Annotated in this window: 21 protein-coding genes and 2 tRNA genes; 9 read left to right on the plus strand and 14 right to left on the minus strand. The window is 70.6% G+C overall.

Features of this window, described 5'->3' with window-relative positions; translation table 11 throughout:
* Nucleotides 1-187 precede the first annotated feature (187 nt).
* The 3 genes from HCA58_RS00510 to HCA58_RS00520 form a co-directional block, all read right to left on the minus strand.
* Complete coding sequence (locus HCA58_RS00510; protein WP_169595748.1) at nt 188-808, minus strand: alpha/beta family hydrolase; 621 nt, start codon at nt 806-808, stop codon at nt 188-190.
* A 32-nt stretch (nt 809-840) separates the two neighbouring features.
* Nucleotides 841-1,233, minus strand: a complete 393-nt coding sequence (locus tag HCA58_RS00515; RefSeq protein WP_169595749.1) for a WhiB family transcriptional regulator — start codon at nt 1,231-1,233, stop codon at nt 841-843.
* A gap of 195 nt (nt 1,234-1,428) precedes the next feature.
* Entirely contained in the window at nt 1,429-2,139 is a 711-nt protein-coding gene (locus HCA58_RS00520) for an SOS response-associated peptidase (protein ID WP_169595750.1), read from the minus strand.
* Between the two features lie 103 nt (nt 2,140-2,242).
* Between HCA58_RS00520 and aroA the strand changes: the two genes are divergently transcribed.
* From aroA to HCA58_RS00540, 4 genes are all read left to right on the plus strand, one after another.
* The gene (gene aroA, locus HCA58_RS00525; RefSeq protein ID WP_169595751.1) at nt 2,243-3,547 is read left to right on the plus strand and encodes a 3-phosphoshikimate 1-carboxyvinyltransferase; all 1,305 of its coding nucleotides are present in this window, start codon (nt 2,243-2,245) and stop codon (nt 3,545-3,547) included.
* A gap of 60 nt (nt 3,548-3,607) precedes the next feature.
* Entirely contained in the window at nt 3,608-4,639 is a 1,032-nt protein-coding gene (gene rsgA / locus HCA58_RS00530) for a ribosome small subunit-dependent GTPase A (RefSeq protein WP_169596137.1), read from the plus strand.
* Between the two features lie 90 nt (nt 4,640-4,729).
* Complete coding sequence (hisN, locus tag HCA58_RS00535) at nt 4,730-5,542, plus strand: histidinol-phosphatase (protein WP_169595752.1); 813 nt, start codon at nt 4,730-4,732, stop codon at nt 5,540-5,542.
* Nucleotides 5,543-5,591: 49 nt separating this feature from the next.
* Nucleotides 5,592-6,533: a hypothetical protein gene (locus HCA58_RS00540; RefSeq protein WP_205807293.1), complete on the plus strand. Its 942-nt coding sequence runs from the start codon at nt 5,592-5,594 to the stop codon at nt 6,531-6,533.
* On the opposite strand, the gene HCA58_RS00545 is transcribed toward HCA58_RS00540, so the two are convergent.
* A complete protein-coding gene (locus HCA58_RS00545; protein WP_169595754.1) occupies nt 6,488-7,690 on the minus strand; it encodes a glycosyltransferase in 1,203 nt (400 codons plus the stop codon). The two genes, HCA58_RS00540 and HCA58_RS00545, sit on opposite strands and share 46 nt — an antisense overlap.
* Before the next feature lie 135 nt (nt 7,691-7,825).
* On the opposite strand from HCA58_RS00545, the gene HCA58_RS00550 reads away from it, so the two are divergent.
* Together HCA58_RS00550 and HCA58_RS00555 are read left to right on the plus strand one after the other, a co-directional pair.
* Nucleotides 7,826-8,818, plus strand: coding sequence for an SDR family oxidoreductase (locus tag HCA58_RS00550; protein WP_169595755.1), 993 nt, complete (start codon nt 7,826-7,828; stop codon nt 8,816-8,818).
* A gap of 86 nt (nt 8,819-8,904) precedes the next feature.
* On the plus strand, nt 8,905-9,477 hold the full coding sequence (locus HCA58_RS00555; RefSeq protein ID WP_169595756.1) for a DUF5709 domain-containing protein: 573 nt from the start codon (nt 8,905-8,907) through the stop codon (nt 9,475-9,477).
* An 11-nt stretch (nt 9,478-9,488) separates the two neighbouring features.
* Here HCA58_RS00555 and HCA58_RS00560 read toward each other — a convergent pair whose 3' ends face one another.
* Together HCA58_RS00560 and HCA58_RS00565 are read right to left on the minus strand one after the other, a co-directional pair.
* Nucleotides 9,489-10,130 carry a response regulator transcription factor gene (locus HCA58_RS00560; protein ID WP_169596138.1) on the minus strand — a complete coding sequence of 214 codons (642 nt, stop codon included), beginning with the start codon at nt 10,128-10,130 and terminating at the stop codon, nt 9,489-9,491.
* A 14-nt stretch (nt 10,131-10,144) separates the two neighbouring features.
* The gene (locus tag HCA58_RS00565) at nt 10,145-11,269 is read right to left on the minus strand and encodes a DUF5931 domain-containing protein (protein WP_169595757.1); all 1,125 of its coding nucleotides are present in this window, start codon (nt 11,267-11,269) and stop codon (nt 10,145-10,147) included.
* A 114-nt stretch (nt 11,270-11,383) separates the two neighbouring features.
* On the opposite strand from HCA58_RS00565, the gene HCA58_RS00570 reads away from it, so the two are divergent.
* Complete coding sequence (locus HCA58_RS00570) at nt 11,384-11,857, plus strand: ATP-binding protein (protein ID WP_169595758.1); 474 nt, start codon at nt 11,384-11,386, stop codon at nt 11,855-11,857.
* Nucleotides 11,858-11,869: 12 nt separating this feature from the next.
* Here HCA58_RS00570 and HCA58_RS00575 read toward each other — a convergent pair whose 3' ends face one another.
* From HCA58_RS00575 to HCA58_RS00600, 6 genes are all read right to left on the minus strand, one after another.
* Nucleotides 11,870-12,700: a phosphoribosylaminoimidazolesuccinocarboxamide synthase gene (locus HCA58_RS00575; protein ID WP_169595759.1), complete on the minus strand. Its 831-nt coding sequence runs from the start codon at nt 12,698-12,700 to the stop codon at nt 11,870-11,872.
* An 87-nt stretch (nt 12,701-12,787) separates the two neighbouring features.
* Nucleotides 12,788-13,027: a hypothetical protein gene (locus tag HCA58_RS00580; RefSeq protein WP_169595760.1), complete on the minus strand. Its 240-nt coding sequence runs from the start codon at nt 13,025-13,027 to the stop codon at nt 12,788-12,790.
* A 142-nt stretch (nt 13,028-13,169) separates the two neighbouring features.
* Nucleotides 13,170-13,243 (minus strand) — tRNA-Met (locus HCA58_RS00585).
* A gap of 185 nt (nt 13,244-13,428) precedes the next feature.
* Nucleotides 13,429-13,502, minus strand: a tRNA-Met gene (locus tag HCA58_RS00590).
* A 192-nt stretch (nt 13,503-13,694) separates the two neighbouring features.
* Nucleotides 13,695-16,718 (minus strand): UPF0182 family protein, encoded by a 3,024-nt coding sequence (locus tag HCA58_RS00595; protein ID WP_205807216.1) that lies wholly within the window; start codon nt 16,716-16,718, stop codon nt 13,695-13,697.
* Nucleotides 16,719-16,819: 101 nt separating this feature from the next.
* Complete coding sequence (locus tag HCA58_RS00600; RefSeq protein ID WP_169595762.1) at nt 16,820-17,833, minus strand: PDZ domain-containing protein; 1,014 nt, start codon at nt 17,831-17,833, stop codon at nt 16,820-16,822.
* Nucleotides 17,834-17,947: 114 nt separating this feature from the next.
* On the opposite strand from HCA58_RS00600, the gene HCA58_RS00605 reads away from it, so the two are divergent.
* On the plus strand, nt 17,948-19,246 hold the full coding sequence (locus HCA58_RS00605; protein ID WP_169595763.1) for a zinc-dependent metalloprotease: 1,299 nt from the start codon (nt 17,948-17,950) through the stop codon (nt 19,244-19,246).
* 30 nt (nt 19,247-19,276) lie between these two features.
* On the opposite strand, the gene HCA58_RS00610 is transcribed toward HCA58_RS00605, so the two are convergent.
* Nucleotides 19,277-19,969 (minus strand): hypothetical protein, encoded by a 693-nt coding sequence (locus tag HCA58_RS00610; RefSeq protein WP_169595764.1) that lies wholly within the window; start codon nt 19,967-19,969, stop codon nt 19,277-19,279.
* A 32-nt stretch (nt 19,970-20,001) separates the two neighbouring features.
* Nucleotides 20,002-20,523, minus strand: coding sequence for a M48 family metallopeptidase (locus HCA58_RS00615; RefSeq protein ID WP_169595765.1), 522 nt, complete (start codon nt 20,521-20,523; stop codon nt 20,002-20,004).
* A 534-nt stretch (nt 20,524-21,057) separates the two neighbouring features.
* Between HCA58_RS00615 and HCA58_RS00620 the strand changes: the two genes are divergently transcribed.
* Nucleotides 21,058-21,225 carry a DUF5679 domain-containing protein gene (locus HCA58_RS00620; protein ID WP_012014940.1) on the plus strand — a complete coding sequence of 56 codons (168 nt, stop codon included), beginning with the start codon at nt 21,058-21,060 and terminating at the stop codon, nt 21,223-21,225.
* Nucleotides 21,226-21,269: the final 44 nt, after the last annotated feature.

Genomic DNA, 21,269 nt, shown 5'->3' on the forward strand with positions numbered 1-21,269 from the left:
ATTCCGGCTCGGGCCGGGCATTCCTGGTCCCACCCCGGTGGTGCGACCGTGGCTGGGACCAGGAAGGGCCTGGGAGCCCGGTGTCGCTGCCCGGGCCGGGCACTGGGACACCATCGGTTGCAACGAAGCGGCACGGCCGGCGGACACGGCAACGGGCCGTGGCAGACCAACGACGGTCGGGGTGCGGTCAGACCGCGGCCCAGCCGTGCTGGCGCAACCAGTCGAGCGTCACGGCGGCCGTACCGATCGGGTCGCCCCGCAGATCGTGGCGCTCCCCCGCTCGGACCACCACCCGCACCCCCGGGCCCGGCTCCGGCACACCGAACGGGTCCCGGTCCCCGTTCACCACGAGGGTCGGCACGCCGGTCACCAACTCCTCGGCCCGACTCCGCTCCGGCCGACCGGGTGGATGCAGCGGGAAGGCGAGTGCCACCACGCCGTCGGCGCCCGTCGCGGACGCCGTCCGGCACGCCACCCGCGCACCGCTGGAACGGCCGCCCACCACGAGCGGTACACCCGGCTGACGTTGCCGCAGCACCGTCAGGACGGCCGACCATGCTTCGTCGAGGTGCCCGGCCGGGGCGGGTGCCCGCCGGCCGGCGACCCGGTACGGCTGGGTCACCCGCACCACCAGCAGCCCGGCGCTCACCGCCGCGTCGCGCAGGGCGACGAGGTCCGGGGCGTCGACACTGCCACCGGCCCCGTGCCCCAGCACCAGTAGAGCTCGGGGCGGGCCGGACGGCTGATCGGTGTCGACCCGGGCGGGTCCGCGTGCGGTGTCGAGGACGTCGTGTGGCACCGCCCCCATTGAACCTGTCGCCACCTGGCCGCGCCCGTCGGTCAGCTCAACGGCACCAGGGTGAGCAGGCGGTCGCGAACCGGCGGACCCGGCTCGTCTCCAGCCTCCGGGTCGGGTTGCACCTCGTTACGCCAGGCGACGAGCATCGCCCGCCGTTCCCTTGGGGTGGTGCCACCCCAGACGCCGTGGCAGTCACCCACCTCAAGCGCCCACGCCAGGCAGGAGCCCTGCACGTCACAGCTGCGGCACAGGGCCACCGCCGCGTCGGCCGGCTCGTTCGGCGCCGGAAAGAACGTCTCCGGGTCGACGCTCTGACAGGTGCCCCTGGTGCGCCAGGCTTCGTCCTGTCGCCGCTCGCGCAAGGCCCGCAACAGTCGCGGATCTTGTCGTGCGGCGGCTACCTCGTTCGGACGGGGCACACGTGCCCGTGTCATCCACCCACCTCCCCCGTGGGACCAGCAAGATCGATAAACATCGTTCACCGAACGCAAACGACACCTATCACCGGCGCTGTGTTGTATCGCACTTGCCCACACGGGTACAAGTCTTCGTCGGGAAGTTGGGGCAACGTTCGAGTCACCTTTCACCCACAACCACGGCAAATCACTCCCGACAATGTGCGGGTGCGATCAGAAAAGCGTCGTCTCGTCCGGCCCGCCAGGTCGGGCCAGCGGCACCCGAGCGGTCAACTCCGGACCGTCGTTGCGTACGTCACCCACCGCACGCCCCACCGGTCGCACCTCCAACCGGGCCAGCCAGTCAACCGGTGGCGGCACCAGCAGCTCGGCCGGCTCAGCGACACGATCCAGCCAGCTCGCCCAACGCTCGGGCGGAAGCAGCAGCGGCATCCGGTCGTGCACCTCGGCCAGTTCACCGAGGGCGGTGGTGGTCAGCACGCTGCACGTCAACAGAGTCGAGTCCGGACCGTCCCAGACCGACCAGATGCCGGCGAAGGCCAGTACCGAGCCGTCGCGTGGGGTCAGGTAGTACGGCTGCTTCGTACCGTCGGCCAGCCGCACCCACTCGTACCAGCCGTCGGCCGGCACGAGACACCGGCGGCGGTCGAAGGCCGGAGCGTACGCGCGGCTGGAGACGATCCTCTCGACCCGCGCGTTGATCATGCGTGCCGCCCCGGCAGGGGTACGAGACCAGGATGGCACCAGACCCCAGCGGCCCACCGAGAGTGCCCGATGCCCCGCAGCGCTCACCCGGACCAGTGGCACCGGATCGGTAGGCGCCACGTTGTAATCGGCGACCAGCCCGTCCATCGTCTCGTCGACCGCCTCGAACAGGCCGCTCAGGTCACCTGCGCTGCGGGTCGTGGCATACCTACCGCACATGCCACTCACGCTAGCGCGCGGTCCGCCCGGCGGCCGTCCCGTTCCCCGGGAGTACCCGGTGACGGTGGCGCCCACCGGGACCACGACACGGCAGAATGCAACCGTGGGGAATGTGACCGCGACCCGGCCGCTGCAGCCGTGGGCCGCACCGAATGCCAGTGACCCGGTGTCGGCGTCGCTGCGCCTGCCAGGCTCCAAGTCGATGACCAACCGGGCCCTGGTGCTCGGCGCGCTGGCCGCCGGGCCCTCGACGCTGTCCCGCCCACTGCGGGCCCGGGACACCGAGCTGATGGCCGCCGCGCTGCGGGCGATGGGCGCCCACGTCTCGATCGCCGACGACGACCGTTGGCTGATCCGACCGCACCGGCTGTTCGGCCCGGCCCACGTCGACGTGGGGTTGGCCGGCACGATCATGCGCTTCGTACCTCCGGTCGCGGGACTCGCCGACGGTCAGGTAACCCTCGATGGTGACCCGCACGCGCGTACCCGTCCGCTCGGCCCGCTGATCGGGGCGCTGCGGTCACTCGGCGTACGGGTCGACACCCCCGCCTCGGGCAGCCTGCCGCTTGTGGTGCTGGGCGCCGGCCGGGTGACCGGCGGCGAAGTGGTGATCGACGCTTCGGCCTCCAGCCAACTGGTCTCCGGCCTGCTGCTCGCCGCCCCCCGCTTCGACCGCGGGGTGGTGGTGCGGCACGTCGGCCCGCCGGTACCCTCCGCACCACACCTGCGGATGACCGTGCAGATGCTGCGTGCCGCCGGTGCCGCCGTCGACGACAGCGCACCCGACGTCTGGGCGGTCGAGCCCGGGCCGCTGACCGGGCGTAGCTGGGAAATCGAGCCGGACCTCTCTGGCGCGGTGCCGTTCTTCGCCGCTGCCATGGTCACCGGCGGCGAGGTGACCCTGCGCGGCTGGCCGGCGCGGGGCAGCGCCCAGCCGGTGGAGCGGTTGCGTTCACTGCTGCAGCAGATGGGGGCGACGGTGACCCTCACCACCGAAGGGCTCTCGGTGCGCGGCACCGGCCCGGTGAAGGGTTTGCACGCGAACCTGTCCGACGTCAGCGAGCTGACCCCGGCGCTCACCGCGCTGGCCATGCTCGCCGACTCGCCGTCGGTGTTCACCGGGATCAGCCACATCCGGGGCCACGAGACGGACCGGTTGGCCGCCCTGGCTCGGGAGTTCACCGGGCTGGGCGCCGACATCACCGAGTCGGCCGACGGGCTCGCGATCCGCCCCCGACCGCTGCACGGCGGGGTGTTCCGCACCTACCACGATCACCGGATGGCGCACGCGGCGGCGGTGGTCGGGCTGGTGGTGCCGGACGTCGAGCTTGACGACGTGTCGTGCACCTCGAAGACCATGCCCGAGTTCCCGGCACTATGGTCGGCACTGGTGACCGGTAAGAGCTGAGCGGAAGAAGGGTCGGCCCTGACGACGAGGCGGCGGGAGTACGACGAGGACGACGTCCGGATTCGGCCCGGCAGGTCCTCCCGCCCGCGTACCCGGACCCGGCCACGCCACGCCGACGCCGAGGACGGTTTCGTCGTCGCGGTGGACCGCGGCCGGTACACCTGCGTACTGCCCGCTGCCGGACCGGACGATCCCACCGTCACCGCCATGCGCGCCCGCGAACTCGGCCGCAAGTCCGTGGTCGTCGGTGACCGGGTCGGGCTGGTCGGCGACACCTCCGGATCATCCGGTGCGCTGGCCCGCATCGTCCGGATCGAACCTCGACGCTCCGTGCTGCGTCGCACCGCCGAGGACGACGCCAGCACCGCCGAGGGGCGACTCGAACGGGTGGTGGTCGCCAACGCCGACCAACTCGTGATCGTCAGCGCGCTCGCCGACCCGCCGCCGCGCACCGGCTTCATCGACCGTTGTCTGGTCGCCGCGTACGACGCGGACATCGAACCGCTGCTCTGCCTGACCAAAGCCGACCTGGCCCGGCCTGAGCAGATACTCGGCTACTACACCGAACTGGAACTGCCGTACCTGCTGATCCGGCCGGACTCCCCACTCGACGCGTTGCGCAACCTGCTGACCAGTCGGGTCTCGGTGCTCGTCGGGCACTCCGGGGTGGGCAAGTCGACGCTTGTGAACCGTCTCGTACCCGAGGCCGAACGGGCGGTCGGCACGGTCAGCGCCATCGGCCGGGGACGGCACACGTCGACGAGTGCGGTGGCGTTGCGGTTACCCGCGCTGCCCGGCGCGGAGCAGGATCCGGGCTGGATCGTGGACACTCCGGGCGTGCGCAGCTTCGGGCTGGCCCACGTCTCGGCAAAGAGTCTGCTGCACGGCTTTCCGGACCTGGTCGACGCCACCGCCGACTGCCCGGCGAACTGCCCGCACACCGCCGACGAAGCCGACTGCGCACTTGACGGCTGGGTGGCGGCCGGGCGAGCCGACCCTCGGCGGTTGGGCTCGTACCGTCGGTTGCTGGCCTCCCGAGCCGGCGAGACCGATCCACGGACCGAGCCCGACCCGCGCGGACACCCCGAGTGACCCCGGGGCGCGAACCATCCGGCCGGGCCACCGTCGTGCCGTCGCGGCCCCCGGCGTCGTTGTGGTGCCGCCGCCGATACCGTGTCCGACATGACCGGGTACGCCGCTGACCTGACCCTCGCCCACCTGCTCGCCGACACCGCCGACGCGCTGTCGACAGCCCGGTTCCGTGCCCTCGACCTACGGGTCGAGTCGAAGCCGGACCTGACCCCGGTATCCGACGCGGACACCGCCGTGGAGCGCGAGATCCGCGGTCTGCTCGCCGAGCACCGCCCCGCCGACGGGCTGCTCGGTGAGGAGTTCGGCGCGACACCCTCCGCCGGGGCCCGCCAATGGGTGATCGACCCGATCGACGGCACCAAGAACTTCGTGCGGGGCGTGCCGATCTGGGCCACGCTCGTCGCGCTGCTGGAGGACGGCCGCCCGGTCGTCGGTCTGGTCTCCGCGCCGGCCCTGGGGCGCCGCTGGTGGGCGGCGCGGGGCACCGGCGCGTACGCCGGGCCGGACGCCTCCCACGGGGTGCCCATCCGGGTTTCCGGCGTGACCCGGATGGCCGACGCCAGCCTCTGCTACTCCTCACTCGCCGGCTGGGAGAGGGCCGGACGGCTCGACGCGGTGCTCCAGTTGATGCGGGACACCTGGCGCAGCCGGGCCTACGGTGACTTCTACGGTTACATGCTGTTGGCAGAGGGCGCGCTGGACGTGATGATCGAGCCCGAACTGTCCCTCTGGGACGTGGCCGCACTGGTACCCATCGTGACCGAAGCGGGTGGCACGATCACCGATCTGGCCGGCCAACCAGCCCCCGCAGGAGGCAACAACAGCGCCCTGGCCAGCAACGGCGTGCTGCATCCGGACATCCTCCGCCGCCTCGGTAGCCCACCGCGCATTGACGCCCGGTAACCTCTATCCTCGCCAGGTGGCTACCTCCGGTTGGTGTTTCCTGGCGGCGATGATCGTCGCGTACGGCGTCGCCAACCTGCTTCAGTCGGTCGCCGCCGCCCGTACCACGGTGCACCACACCTTCGATCCCGGGCTGCTGCTGCGGCTGGCCGGGCACCGCACCTACCTGGTCGGGCTGGCCTGCCAGGTGGCAGGGTTCGTCCTGGCTTTCCTGTCCCGGCGTGACCTCCCGCTGTTCCTGGTGCAGGCGAGCGTGGCCGCCGGCCTCGGCGTTACCGCCCTGCTCGGCGTGATCCTGCTGAAGTGGCGGCTGCCGGTCGCCGAGGTCGCCCTGCTGGTGCTGCTGTTCGCCGGCATCACCGCGCTCGTGCTGTCCGCCCGCCCGGCGCCGTCGAAGGCGCTCGGCACCGGGGGCATGGTCGCCCTGCTGGTGACCCTGGCGGTGATCGCGGTGCTGGGGTTCTTCGCGGTCCGGTTGCACGGTGCACCGGGGTCGGTGGCGCTCGGGTCACTGGCCGGGCTGGCCTTCTCCGCTGCCGCGGTGGCGGCCCGGCCGCTGGCCTCCGCACCGGGCTGGGACGCCTTCCTCGGCGACCCGCTGCTCTACCTGCTCGTCGGCCACTCCGTGGTCGGTCAGTTGCTGCTCGGGCTGGCGATGCAGCGCGGTTCCACCACGGCGGCGGTGGCAGCCATGGATGCCGCCGGCGCGGTGCCCGCCGCCATCGTCGGGCTGCTGCTGCTCGACGACAAGATCTGGCCGGGCCGGGAATGGCTCGCCGCAGTCGGATTCCTGGTCACCCTCGCCGCCGTCGTCGGGCTCACCCGGTACGCGGAGCCGCAGCACCATCATGCCGTCGCTCGGGAGACCACCCGGGCGGTGGTCGGCGGCCCGCCCTCACCCGTGACTGCGGCCTGCAAGGTCGCCGTTCCCGCCGGTCCGCTGCCTCAGGCCGCTTCGACCGGCCTACGCCGGACCAGCACCCGCTCGTAGAGCCGTTCCAGAGCACTTGCCGTACGTTCCCAGGTGTAGCTGCACCGCACCCGGTCGACCGCGGCGTGCCCGTACGCGAAGCGGCTCGCGTTGTCGGTGAGTAGTCGACGAAGCGTCACCCCGAGGGTCCGTACGTCGCCCGGCGGCACCAGTTTGCCGGTCACCTCGTCGACCACGGCGTCGGCGATGCCACCCATGGCATAACCCACCACCGGGATTCCGCAGGCCATCGCCTCCAGTGACACCCGCCCCGCCGAGGAGTAGTGCGGGGTGCAGGCCACCACGTCGGCCGAGCGGTACCAGGTGGCCATCTGTTCGTGCGGCACCGCACCGACCAGGTGCACCTGCTCGCCGACTCCGACCCGGTCGGCCAGCTCCCGCAACCGGCGGGCCTCAGCGTGGTTGGCCAGCCGGTCCGTCGGGGGACCACCGGCGATCACCAGCTCCGCGTCGCCCACCAGGCGCATCGCCCGGATCAGGTCTTCCTGGCCGTGGCCGCGCCCGAGCCCGCCCACGGAGAGTATGCGGGGGCGCTGTTCACGTGGGGCGGCCTCACCTTCGGGGTGGAAGCGCTCCGTGTCGACCCCGGTCGGAACCATCGCGACCGACGTTCGCTGCAGGCCCATCCGGGTCAACTCGTCGACCTCGTCGTTGCACTGGGCGACCGCGATGTCCACCGCCCGGGTGAGTGCCCGCTCCAGCGGAATGCGGGTGCCCGGCCCGTCGTACTGGGTGCCGAGGTGACGCAGCTGTTCCATGCCGATCGAGTGGAACGTCTGCACCATCGGGATGTCGGTTCCTCGAACGGCGTGCGCGGCCGCCAGACCGCCGATCCAGTAGTGGCCGTGCACCACCTCCGGGGTCCAGTCCCCGGACCACCGGTCGGCCAGCCAGGCACCGTACGCGGGTACGTAGGGCACCAGTTCGACTGTGGGGATCGGTGCGACCGGACCTACCGGTGCCCGCTCCACCTGATAGCCGTCAACGTTGGCGGTCTCCGCAGCCGCAGGATCGTCGTGACGGGTGTACACCCGCACGTCGTGCCCCCGCCCGGCCAGTTCGGCCGCGACCCGTGCAATGTGCTGATAGGTGCCGACGACGGTTCCGTCGCCGGACGGCGGCGCAGCGGCGTGGGCACAGACAAGGCCGACGCGCATGGGTCACCTCCATGCGGATGAGGCGGTGGTCTCCGGTCAGAGCGTCCCATTAACCGGCGTCCGAAGAGCCGAAACCTCGCAGATCGGGGGCGCTTGCGGCGGCATGACCCGAATCTGGCGGGGTACCGGTGGGAGATGCCCCTCGTCCGAAATCTGGCCGACGCCACGATCGTCATCACCGGTGCGTCAAGCGGCATCGGCACCGCGACGGCGTACGCCCTGGCGCGTCACGGCAGCACCGTCGTGCTGGCCGCACGAACCGAACCGGCACTGCGCGAGGTGGCTCGGCGCTGCCGTGAGTTGGGTGGCCGCACTCTGGTGGTGCCCACCGATGTGACCGACGCGGACGCGGTGCGACGGCTCGCCGCGACGGCGGTGGCGGAGTTCGGTCGGATCGACGCCTGGATCAACAACGCCGCGGTCGGCACCATCGGGTTGTTCGACGAGATCCCGGTGACCGAGTTCCGCCGGGTGCTCGACGTCAACCTGCTCGGTACGGCGAACGGAATCCGAGCCGCGTTGCCGCATCTCAGCGCGGCAGGTGGCGGCGTCGTGGTCAACAACGCCTCGGGGCTGGCCGAGGTGGCGATGCCGTACCAGTCCCCGTACAACGCCGCGAAACACGGGGTCCGGGGACTTTCCGACACGGTACGCCAGGAGTTGCGTGCCACCGGCCGGGGGGCGGTCTCCATCTGCACCGTGCTGCCGGCAACCATCGACACCCCGTTCTTCCGGCACGCCGCCAATCACAGCGGCCGGCAGGTCCTTCCGCCACCGCCGGTCTATCCGCCGGAGGTGGTCGCGGAGACGATCGTCCGGCTGCTCAGGCGACCCCGCCGGGAGGCGTACGCCGGTGGTGCCGCCCGCCTGATAGGCATGCAGTGGCGGCTGGCACCGGCACTCGCCGAACGGGTACTCGGCTGGTACGGCCACCACACGCAGTTCGGGCCGGAACCGACAGCCGACACCACAGGTAACGTCTTTCGTCCCCACGCCGAGGCCACGGTGGCCGGCGGCTGGCACGGCCGGCGTCGCCAACTGGTCCGGGTCTCCGCCGCGTTCGGGCTGGCCGCCGCCGGTACCGCAGTCGGCACGGTCGCCGCGCTGGCCCGTCGACGGGCCCGCTGAGCTGACGCGACGGCCCGACGTCGGCGCCGGGCCATCCGCTCCGGCCCGACCGGTTACGGCGGGAGGGCAGCGGGTAGTGGTCAGTCATGCGCGACGACGAGTACCCGACCCCCGTGTCCGATCCTGAGGCCGACGGCCTGCCCGACACCGCCGACGACGATTCGACGGCCGGGGACGACGTGCTGACCGGACGGGAGGCGGACGGCCCGGCGCCGGCCCAGCTACCAGGTGACCGGACGCCGGCGGCCGTCGACGAGTTCGGCACCACCGCCGAGGAGCAGCTCGACGGCGAGTCGCTGGACTACAAGCTGAGCCGGGAACGGTTCGAACTGCCGGTCGACGATCCGCTTGCCGGGCCGGTCGACCCGGACATTGCGGCGGAGGCGGACAGCCGGGAGCAGGCGGCGCAGGCGCAGCTGGACGCCGACGTGATCGACCCGGGCCCCACCTCCGACCCGAAGTCCCCGGTCTCCCTCTTCGACCATGACCGGCTGGGCACCTCCGCGGACGCCACGGTGGGCCGGCTCGTCGAACCGGACGAGGGGGCGCACACCGACCAGGAGACCGATTCGATCGCGTACGACGCGGGTGCCGCCGGTGGGGGGGCCAGCGCCGAGGAACTGGCCGTGCACGAGACCCGGCCGCCGCGTTCGGTGTGAGCTGCCGGAGCTCAGTCGTCCAGTCCACGGTCGATCGCGTACCGGGTCAGCTCGACCCGGTTGTGCAGTTGAAGCTTGCCGAGGGTGTGCTGCACGTGGTTCTGCACCGTGCGGTGCGACAGGCCGAGCCGCTCGGCGATCTGCCGATACGACATTCCCTTGGCCACCAGGCGCAGCACTTCGGTTTCCCGTTCGGTGAGCCGGGGTGCCGTGTCGCGGGCACCGGCCGCCGTCTCGTCGCCCACGGCGAGCCGGCGGTACTCACCGAGGACCAGTCCGGCCAGTCCGGGCGTGAAGACCGGTTCACCCGACGCGGTACGCCGTACCGCCGCCAGGAAGTCCGCGAGCCCGGCGGCCTTGAGCAGGTAGCCCGTGGCGCCGGCCTTCACGGCATCCAGCACGCCCTGCTGCTCGCCGCTGGCCGAGAGCATGAGCACCCGTACACCGGGGTACGCGGTCCGTAGTCCGTGGATCACCTCCACGCCGGAGATGTCGGGTAGGTGCAGATCGAGCACCACCACGTCGGGACGGACCGCGGCGACCACTCGCACCGCCTGGCGGCCTTCGCCGCAGACGGCCACCACCTGGTGTCCTGCCTCCGTCAGATCCCGGGCCACCCCTTCCCGCCACATCGGGTGGTCGTCGACCACCATCACGCGTACGCCGCTCACAGCTTCCTCCTCGGCACGGTGAGTTCGACCTCGGTGCCGGTACCCGGGATCGAGCTGATCCGGGCGGTACCACCCAGGTCGGTGAGGCGCCCCCGGATGGCCTGCGCAACGCCCAACCGACCCGCAGCCGCGGCCTCGGCCAGGCGGTCGGGTGGGAAACCTGCACCCTCGTCCCGGATCGACACGGTGACCGTCGACCCTTCGTCCTCGACCAGCACCCAGGCCCGACCGCCGCCGTGCCGGGCCGTGTTGTCCAACGCGGCGGCGACGGCCGCTGCCAGCTCGCGGGCCACCGCCGGAGGCAGCGGCACCGGGCCCGCCGGGGCGGACAGTGAGACGGTGGCCGAGGCGTGCCGGCCGAGCAGGTTACGCAGATCCACAGGTGTGTCGCCGGCACCCGACGCTACCGGCCCGGTACCGGAGATCAGTGACCGCAGCGCCACCTCCTGCTCGCCGGCCAGCCGGGCCAGTTCGCCCGCCTCACCGTCGAGGTGGGCACCACGCCGCTGCACCAGGGCCAGCACCTGGAGCACCGAGTCGTGGATGTCACGGGCCAGGCGTTCCCGCTCCCGGTTGGCGGCCTCCAACTCGACCGCCCGGTGCAGCCGTTCTTCGGCGACGACCGTCAGTCGGGCGACGTGTCCGACCACCACTCCGGCGAGCAGCATGAGGATCGCGCCGTTGAACGCGCTCGGGGTGACCACCCCCCGGGTCGTCAGGTCGGTGACGCCGAGTACCAGTGCCGCGGCAGCGCCTCGCCGCCGCCCACCGGATACGGCCCAGGCCAGCACCGGCCCGCTCAGCCAGGCCACCGGGAGGACCGGCAGTCCCGCGTCGAGCGCCGGCCGGCCCATCACCGCCGGGGTCGCCAGCAGGATCGCCACCACCACGCCGAGGTCGGCGAGGAGCAGTGGCCAACCGCGCCGGGCCGGGACCGCGTACACCATGGCGGTGACGGCGGTCCAGAAGGCCATGACGAGTACCAGCGCACCCGCGGCGCCAGGGTGGGCGTAGCGGTCCGCGTCGCGGATCAACACCACGCAGACGTACGCCAGGGAGGCCACCCGGAAGACCGCGACGGCCCGCCAGAGCGGAACCTCGAAACCACCGGCTGCGGGCACGTGCGCCACGATGCCACAGGCCTTCGGGCCGCTGCGGCCAGTGCAGCTCGACCAACCCTGACGTACGGTGGTAAAAGCCGCGTAAGCCTTTGCGATCTCTGTCGGGACGGGGCCATGACGAACGCAGGACCGCCCACACCGCGTACGGTGGTGCCCATCGAACACGCCCTTCTGATCGCCGACGCCTTCGACCAGGCCCAGGTGACCGAGCTCCGTCACTCGGTCGCCGCCTGCGCGCGCGCCAGCGGGCTACGCGACGAACGGTTGGACGACTTCGTGCTCGCCGTCAACGAGCTGATCACCAATGCGGTTCGGCACGGTGGCGGCCAGGGCTGGCTGCGGCTGTGGGAGGAGCCCGGCCTGGTTCTGTGCGAGGTCGCCGACCACGGGCGAGGCATCAGCACGCAGGACCTCGACAACCGCAACCGACCCGCGCCGGAGACGGCCGGCGGCTGGGGGCTCTGGTTGGCCCGAGAACTGACCGACGCGATGGACGTCGAAACCAGCTCCGCCGGCACCACGGTGCGTATCATCACCGCCACCGTCCCCGCCGAGCAGCACGTCGGCCGCCACCGCAGCACCGAATAGCAGACTCGGGCCCTACCAGCTGTTGCCGGTCAGCCTTTCGTAGACGTCCACGTAGCGAGCCCGGGTGGCGTCGACCACATCGGCAGGCACCTGCGGTGCCGGGTTCCGCCTGTCCCAGCCGCTGCGCGCCGCCCAGTCCCGTACGTACTGCTTGTCGTAGGAGAACTGGGCGCGTCCGGGCTGGTACGACTCGGCCGGCCAGAAGCGGGACGAGTCCGGGGTGAGCAGCTCGTCACCGAGGACCAGGGTGCCGTCCGATGCCCAACCAAGCTCGATCTTGGTGTCGGCGACCAGGATGCCCCGATCCGCCGCCAGTTCGGCCCCTCGGCAGTACACGTCGATGGTCAACTGACGCAGGCGGTCGGCGGTCTCGGTGCCGACCTTGTCTGCCACCTCGTCGAACGTCATCGGCTCGTCGTGCTCACCCACCGGCGCCTTGGTGGACGGTGTGAAGATCGGCTCGGGCAGGATGGACGCCTCCACGAGCCCGCGCGGCAGCTCGACACCGGAGACCTTCCCGGTGCTCTCGTACTCCTTCAAGCCCCCGCCGGTGAGAAAGCCACGGGCGACGCACTCGACCGGGACCATCTCCAGCCGACGGCACCGGATGGCCCTCCCAGAGAACTCAGCCGGCACGTCCGTCGCCGAGAGGACATGGTTGGGCACCAGGTCGGCCAACTGCTCGAACCACCACAACGACAATGCGGTGAGCAGCTTGCCCTTCTCCGGGATCGGGGTCGGCAGGACCACGTCGTAGACGGAGATGCGGTCGGAGGCGACCAGGATCAGGTCATCGCCCTCGGCGTAGACGTCCCTCACCTTGCCCGAGTGCAGAAGTTCCACGCGGACAAGTAGACCACGCGCGGGGCGTACCGCCGCTGGCGGTACGGGGCAAGACCACCAGTGCGCGGACGTTCTCGGTGCGCCCGATCAGCGCCGGCGGCGGGTCAGCCGGATCACCAGCAGGACGATCACGACCACCACCGCCAGGCAGCAGAGCAGACTCAGGAAACCGAAGACACCGAAACCGCTCCCGCGCCGTCGGGCCGCCTCCACCACCAACTCACCAGTACCCGACGACGCCCACGCCACGACCGGAACGAAAACCGCGAGCACGACCGTACCCACGAGCATGCCGAGCCGCCCCCACCACCTACCGAAAGAAGACATGCGCCCATCCTCGCCGAGACGCGCAACCCAGAGCTGCCTCGGGCTGCCTCGGCGACGGATGTCCCGCACCAGGGACGACGCCGGTATGGACGACGTCGAAAAAACAGCGACCCCGGACGAATCCGGGGTCGCTGTCGAACAGTAGCGGGGACAGGATTTGAACCTGCGACCTCTGGGTTATGAGCCCAGCGAGCTACCGAGCTGCTCCACCCCGCGTCGGTAGAACCAGCCTACCCCATCGGTCAGCACGATCATCGGCACCCCCACCCGTAACGCCCCGTCTCAGGAATCCAGCCACCCGGGGGCCGCCGGTGCGTCGACGCCCACACGACGGAGCTACCGGACCGACCTGTGACGAACGAAAAGAGGCCCCGGAGAATCCCGGGACCTCTTCCTCGCAGTAGCGGGGACAGGATTTGAACCTGCGACCTCTGGGTTATGAGCCCAGCGAGCTACCGAGCTGCTCCACCCCGCGTCGGTAGATCCACCGTAGCGCACCGCCCCCGCTGCCCGCAAAACGACCCACGGAACGCCCGGGTTCACCGCCACGGCCCGACCATCCTGTCGCCGGTCGGTCAGCAGTTCAGATCGGTTCTCGCCCCGGAAACGGTGCGGCCCGCGGCAGAGGCGAGGAACGCCGGGCCGCGGGCCGCACCGTTTCCGCCGGTCAGCCGGTCGGTGAAGGGCTGCCGGAAGGAGCCGGTGAGCTCGGCGTGCCGTTGACACCCGCCGACTGCTGAGCCTGCTGGAACGCAGTGAGCGCCTCGTCCAACGCCGCCAACGCACGGCCGTACCGCTCGAAGTCGCCGGACGCCTGCGCGGCGCGCACCTCGGTGATCGCGGCCCGCACCCGATCGGCGGCCGCACCGAGTTCACCTTCGAGCGGCGGCGCGTCATCCGGCGACGGAGTTGCCGACGGCGACGGTGACGGCGACGGCTCCTCCCCCTCCGGTGGTTCCTCACCTCCGGGCGGCGGCGGATTGCCTGCCGCCGCCTGCTTGCCCTGCTCGACGAGCTGCTTGATGCCGTCGCTGACGTTGTCGGCCAGAACGACGTAGGAGCCCCCGTCGCCGTACGACATCAGCACCTTCTGCAGCAGCGGGTACGCGTCCTGCTGGTTGCTCTTCACGTAGACCGGCTCGACGTACAGCATCCCGTTGTTGAAGGGCAGCGAGAGCAGGTTGCCGTACTGCACCTGAGCCTGGTTCGAGGAGAGCAGGTTCAGCTGCTGCCGGATGGTGGCGTTGGTGTTCGTCATCCGCTGATGCACCTGCACCGGCCCCGAGATCGCTGTCTGGTCCGGCAACTCCAGCACCTGCAACGTCGGCTTGCCATCCTGGTACGAACCCGAGATCAGCGCGGCCAGGTTCTGCCTACCGTTCGGAGTGACCGCACTGGTGAGCTGGAAACGCGGCGCATCCTGACCCGGGAACTGGGTGTAGAGGTAGTACGGCGGCTGCTTCTGCCCGCTGTCCGGCGCGTCCGGCACGTTCGGCACCTGCCAGAAATCCTGGCCGGAGTAGAAGTCGCCGGGGTTGGTGACGTGGAACCGGGTCAACAGGTTGCGCTGCACCTTGAACAGGTCGGCCGGATAGCGGAAGTGGGCGGCCAGTGCCGGTGGGATCTCGGCACGCGGTGTGATCAGGTCACCGCCGAACGCCTTGTTCCACGCCTTCAGCACCGGGTCGTTCTCGTCGAACTCGTAGAGAGCGACAGTGCCGTCGTACGCGTCGACGGTGGCCTTCACCGAGTTCCGGATGTAGTTGACGTTCTCCCGGGCCAGCTGGATCGTGCCTCGGCCGGTCAGCTCGTCGGTGGTCTCCTGCTGGAGGTTGACCCGCTCCGCGTACGGGTAGGTCGCGGCGGTGGTGTACCCGTCGACGATCCACTGCACCCGGCCGTCGACCAGGGCGGGGTAGGGGTCGCCGTCCAGGGTCAGGAACGGCGCGACCTTCTCCACCCGGTCGCGGGGGTTACGCACGTACAGCAGCTTGGAGTTGTCGTTGACCGCCTCGGAGAGCAGGAAGTTCGCCTCCTGCTCCTTGATCGAGTAGAGCAGTCGACGGGTGAACGAGCCGATCTCGACGCCGCCGGAACCGGTGTAGGTGTAGTACGACTCGGGTCCGTCGCCACCTTCGCCGCTCTCACCGGCCGGGCGGTCGAACTCGGCCGGGTTTGCGTCCGCGCTCGGCTTTCCGACGATCGCGTAGTCGCCGGCCGCCATCCGCTCGCCGTAGTAGATCCGGGGCTGACTCGCCGGAATCAGGTCGGTCGGCGAGGCACACGACTCCTGTGACCGCTCACCGAGCGACCCGGAGACGAAGAACGGCTGCCCACCGCAGACCACCCGGTTCGCCGGCGCGGCCACCACGCCGTAGCCGTGGGTGTAGACCGTGTGCCGGTTGATCCAGTTGCTCTGTTGAGCGGTCAGCTCGCCGTAGTTGATCTCCCGTACGCCTACGACATAGTCCTGGGTCGCACCGTTCAGCGTGTACCTGTCGATGTCGAGCTTGGGACCGAAGTCGTAGAAGCCACGGACCTGCTGGAGCTGCGTGTAGGTCTCACTCACCAACTGCGGGTCGAGCAGCCGGACGTTCGGCACCACCGACGTGTCGGTGGCCAGGCTCTCCGGCGGGTTCAGGTTGTTCGCCGAGTACGCCGAACTCTGGGTGATGTCCAGCCCGAACGACGCGCGGGTGGCGTCGATGCTGCGCTGGATGTACGGCGCTTCCTTGTCCCGGGCGCTCGGCTTGACCTCGAAAGTCTGCACCGCCCACGGGTAGATGCCACCGATCGCCACTGCGGAGACGCCGAGCAGGGCCAGCGAGATGCCCGGCCAGACCAGGTTCCGCATCCATGCGTTGGAGAACACGATGATCGCGATCGCCACCACCACGGAGATGTAGGCGAGGATCTCCTTGGCCGGCAGCAAGGCGTTGATGTCGGCGTAGCCGGCGCCGTAGACGTTCACGCCGTCGTTGTACTCCAACAGCATCGCCCGCCGGTCCAACACGTACGCGATGGCCTTGAGCAGGACGAACACCGCGACCAGCGTGCTCAGGTGCGCCCGGGCGGCGTTGCTCATCCGGTCACCGACGCCCTGCAGGCGCACCCCGCCGAACAGGTAGTGCACGGCCAGCGCGCCGATCAGCGCCAGCACCACCGCGGTGAAGCCGAGCCCCAGCAGGAACCGCCAGAACGGTAGCTGGAAGACGTAGAAGCCGACGTCGACACCGAACTCCGGGTCGTCCACACCGAAGTTGCCTCCGTGCAGGAAGAGCAGCCACTGGTTCCAACGGCTCTGCGCCGACAGGCCGGCGAAGAGGCCGACGACGGCGGCAGCTGCCGTGATCCACAGACCCAGCCGGGGGCCGAGCAGCATCCGGTACCGCTCCAGGGTGGCCTGTTCCGGTGAGTGGGGTCGCATCCGTGGCCGCAGCCGCTGCGCGAGCCAGAGGTTGCCACCGACTATCGCCGCCATCGCCAGACCTGCGGCCAGGAAGAGCAGCAGCCGGGTGACGAGCACCCCCCGGAAGACCTCGGTGTAGTCGACCTCGGAGAACCAGAGCCAGTCCGTCCATGCCTGCACTCCCCAGCCGAGCAGGGTGAACAGCACGAACACCCCGATCAGGACCCCGATCGTGACGCGTCCGCGTCGGCTCATCCTCGGCAGGGGGCTGCTGCTACGCATGACCACAGTTGGCTCCGCACGCTCGTTATGATCGGCTCCGACCAGGCACCCAGAGTACGGGGTGTTCCTGAAAGCGTGAGGGCAAGGTCATGCCGCGCGGCTCAGCAGTACGTCGGCTCGCCCCCCGAACGCAGCGTCTCCAGCGCGTCCAATGCCTCGTCGAGCGAGCCCACCTTCACCAACGGCAGGTCCGGCTGCCGGTTCCGGACCGCTTCGGCACAGTTGGCCGCCGGCACCAGGAACGTGGTTGCGCCGGCCTGTTTCGCGCCGACCAGCTTCTGCGGGATCCCGCCGATCGGGCCGACCTGCCCGGCGTCGTCGATGGTGCCGGTGCCGGCGATGATCCGACCACCGGTCAGGTCGTCCGGGGTCAGCTTGTCGATGACGCCCAGGGCGAACATCAGACCCGCACTCGGACCGCCGATGTCCTCCAGGTCGAAGGAGAGGGTGAACGGGTGCGGCTGCTGCTGCTCGATCTCGATGCCGATCCGCGGCCGACCGTCGTGCTCCTGGCTGATGATGGTGTCGGTCCGCGCGGCACCGTCCCGGGTGTATCCGATCCGCAGCGGCGTACCCGCCGGCCTGGCCCGGATGAGTTCGGTGAGCCGGGAGGCGAACGGCACCGACTCGCCGTCGACAGAGGTCACCACGTCGCCGGGGCGGAGCACCGCGGCCGACGGCCCGTCGGTGGCAACCGTCTTGACCATGACCTGCACCTCGTACCCGAGTTCCCGCAGCGCGGCGGTCTCCGCGCTGGTCTGTGAGACCTGGAAGTCCTCGGCGTTGCGCTGCTCCACCTCCTCCTGGGTCTCCCCCGGTGGGTAGACCAGCTCACGCGGCACCACGGCCTGCTCGTCGGAGAGCCAACCCTGGATCGCCGAACGAAGCTTGACTCCGGGCTGCACGCCCACCGTCGTCAGCCGCAACTGGCCTGCGGAGGTGGAGGTTTCCCGCCCGGTGACCTGGATGACCTCCTTACCGTTCTCCTGGCCCAGTGTGTCGACGGTCGGGCCGGGGCCGAGCACCACGTACGGCACGGGCGCACCGAGCACCCCGATGCTGAGCAGTGCGGTGAGCAGAGCACCGAGCAGGACGGTCAGGCCGCGACGTCTCATGCGGCCGAGCGTACCGATCCGGTGACGACTCCCGGCCGGCACGACTGACGACTTCGCCCTGAGCGCAACCACGGTGACGACGGTCCGGGGCCGAGCGCGCGTACCGTAGACGTCGTGCCTGATATTCCGTTCGGTTTCGCGCTACCGGGTGGGCAGCCGCCCGACCCCAACGACCCTGCGCAGATGCAACAGTTCATGTCGCAGTTGCAGCACCTGCTCTCCGCGCCGGGCAGCGGGCCGGTCAACTGGGATCTGGCTCGTCAGGTCGCGGCCAGTCAACTCGCCGCGGCAGGCGACCCGGCGGTCTCCCCCTACGAGCGTCACGCGGTGGAGGAGGCGCTACGCATCGCCGACCTGTGGCTGGAGCCAGCCTCCGCGCTGCCCTCGGGCATTCGAAACACCGTGTCCTGGAACCGCAACGAGTGGATCTTCAAGACCCTGGACGTCTGGCGGAAGCTGTGCGACCCGGTGGCCAGCCGGATGGTCGGTGCGATGGGTGACCTGGTCCCCCCGGAGGCCCGCGCCCAGCTCGGCCCGATGCAGTCGATGGTGGCCACCCTCGGCGGCGCGCTCTTCGGCGGCCAGCTCGGTCAGGCCCTCGGCTCGCTCGCCGCGGAGGTGCTCTCGGCCGGTGACATCGGTCTGCCACTCGGCCCCGCCGGCACGGCCGCGCTCGTCCCCGCCAACATCAGGGCGTACGGCGAAGGTCTGGAGCTGCCGGAGGACGAGGTACGCCTCTACGTGGCCCTGCGCGAGGCGGCACACCAGCGGCTCTTCGAACACGTCCCGTGGCTGCGGGGGCACGTCCTCAACGCCGTCGAGACGTACGCCGCCGGTATCCGGGTGAATCGGGAGGCGATCGAGGAGGCGATGGGGCGGGTCGACCCGACCGACCCGGAGTCGATGCAGGCGATCGCCCTGGAGGGAATTTTCACTCCGGAGGACAGCCCGACCCAGAAGGCGTCGCTGGCGCGACTGGAGGCTGCCCTCGCCCTGGTGGAGGGTTGGGTCTGCCACGTGGTCGACGAGGCTGCCGCCGGCCGGCTACCGAATGTCGTGGCGCTGGGTGAGGCGTTCCGTCGCCGCCGCGCGGCCGGCGGACCTGCCGAGCAGACCTTCGCCGCCCTGGTCGGGCTGGAACTGCGGCCCCGTCGGCTGCGCGAGGCCGCGGCGCTCTGGGCGGCGCTCACCGAGCACCGGGGCATCGCCGGCCGGGACGCGCTGTGGGGGCACCCCGACCTGCTTCCCTCCGACGACGACTTCACCGACCCGGTGGCCTTCGCCACCGCCGAGGGGGACCTGATGACCGAGTTGGACAGTTTCGACTTCTCCGCTCCGGGTGGCCCGGAAGAGAAGGCCCCCGGGGAGACGGACCGACCCGACGACACGCAGGGTGGCGGGGACCGTCCCTGACGGTCGACCACGGCCGGCCGGCGGGTCAGCTCAGCCGTTGCGGCGGACGCCGGACAGCAGAGACCGGGTGTGTTCCCACCCGTCCAGCGCCGGATCGAGCCGGGCCAGATCCACCGGCCCCCGCAGCCGGTGCCAGGAGGGTGTCACTGCCAGGTCCCCCGGGCGGGGTGCCGCCGCGCGGATGGTCGCGGGTACGGCCGCGTCCATGTCCAGCGGCGGCAGCCAGGATGGCACGGGCAACTGCGCCGCAACCCCGAGCAGCCCCGGGAGGCCACCTTCGACCGGGGCGACCGCGACCGGCCGGCTGGTCAGCGGACGCAGCAACTTGCCGACGGTGAGTCCGGGCAGGTCGGGCGCGTCCCCCGCGACGACGGCCACCTGTTCGTAGCTGCCCGTCGCTGCCGTGGGCTCCCCCGTCGGCCCGTCCTCGGGGGGCGGGGCCGTGCTGGCTGTCCCTGCTCGCCGCCGGTCAGCGGTCAGTGCGGTGAACACCGCGTTCGGAGTCGGCTCGGACACCTCGTACACGGTCGTGCCGGGCCAGATCACCGCGTCTGCCAGCCAGCGGTCGGCTCGGGTGACCGCCACTGCAATGTCCACCTCGTTGAGCATGGCCAGCAGGTCGATCACGTCCTCGGCGAGTGCCGTGCGCCAGTCCACCGGGTCGACGCCGGGGGGCGACCAGGCGACCGGTGCGAGTAGCGCCACCACCACACGTCGGGCCATGCACCGACCCTATCGCCGTGGCCCCGCACGGCTCACGGGGTGCCGGCGACGGCCGCCACGCCCTCAAGGTAGCCACGGGCTCGTTCCGTCTTCGGATACCTGCCGACGAGTGCCCAGAACTGGGCGTTGTGGCTGGGTACGACGAGATGGGCCAGCTCGTGCAACAGGACGTAGTCGATCACCCAGTCGGGCATCTCCTGGATCCGGTGCGACAGCCGGATCGACCTGTCCGCCGGGGTGCAGGAGCCCCACCGACCGTTCTGGTTGCGCACCCACCGGACGCTCACCGGTACGGCCTGGTTACCGTACTCGGAGAGGTAGAGCTTGATCAGCCGGCCGGCACGGGCCAGCAGATCGGCGTCGGAGCGGACCAGCCGTCCCTCCCGGGCCGCCAGCCGGGCGAGCATCCGGTCGACCCACTCGCTCTCCTCGGCCCGGGAGAACTGGTCGGGTATGAGTACCACGACCCGCTCCCCGTCGCGGTAGGCGGACACCGTGCGTCGCCGGCGCTGGCTGCGCCGTACCTCGACGACCGGCTTCCGCGGCCCAGCCATCAGTGGACCGCGCAGCCTCGGTTTGCTGTCACGTTGGCAAGCTAATGCGTTGTGACCAGGGGTCCGCAAGAGTCAACCCCCCGACACGCGTCCGGAAAATGGGGATTGGTCGCCAGGAGTCCCGAAAAAAATCCTACCGAACCTGGGACAGCCGTCACGGTCACCCTTCGTGGTGGCCGGCAAGGTGTCACACCTGACTCGATCGACACGCTAAGTGATCATCACCAGGTCGATCGAATCCTCGCCCCCGCCGCTCCGGCGGCGTGACCAGCGCACTTTACGGGGTACCGGTCGGCGTGTCCCCGGCGAACTGACTGATCTGGCCCAATTCGGCGTGCACACTCTCGACGTCGCCTTGCTCACAGTGGCAATGCGCAGCTGACATGGAACCGCCCACACCTGGGTAGGGTCCGCCAACCGGTGGTCACGTGGGTGGCCACCGGACAGAACCGGTGCCGGACGCCCCTGAGCGGCTGCCACCGGAGACCCACCGGGTCGTTGTCGACCGGGTGGACGACACGAGGAGGGCACACCGTGGCCGACCAGGCCCAGACCTACAACGGTTACTGCGTCAAGTGCAAGGAGAAGCGGGACTTCGAGGGCCGTGTCGAGGTCTCGAAGACCGGCATGAACATGGCCAAGGGCAAGTGTCCGGTATGTGGCACAACAGTGAACCGCATCCTGGGCAAGGCGAAGGTCTGACGAACACACACCGGGATGGGGACGGCCTGCCGCCACCCCATCCC

Source organism: Micromonospora sp. HNM0581 (genome assembly GCF_012726175.1).
Taxonomy (GTDB): domain Bacteria; phylum Actinomycetota; class Actinomycetes; order Mycobacteriales; family Micromonosporaceae; genus Micromonospora.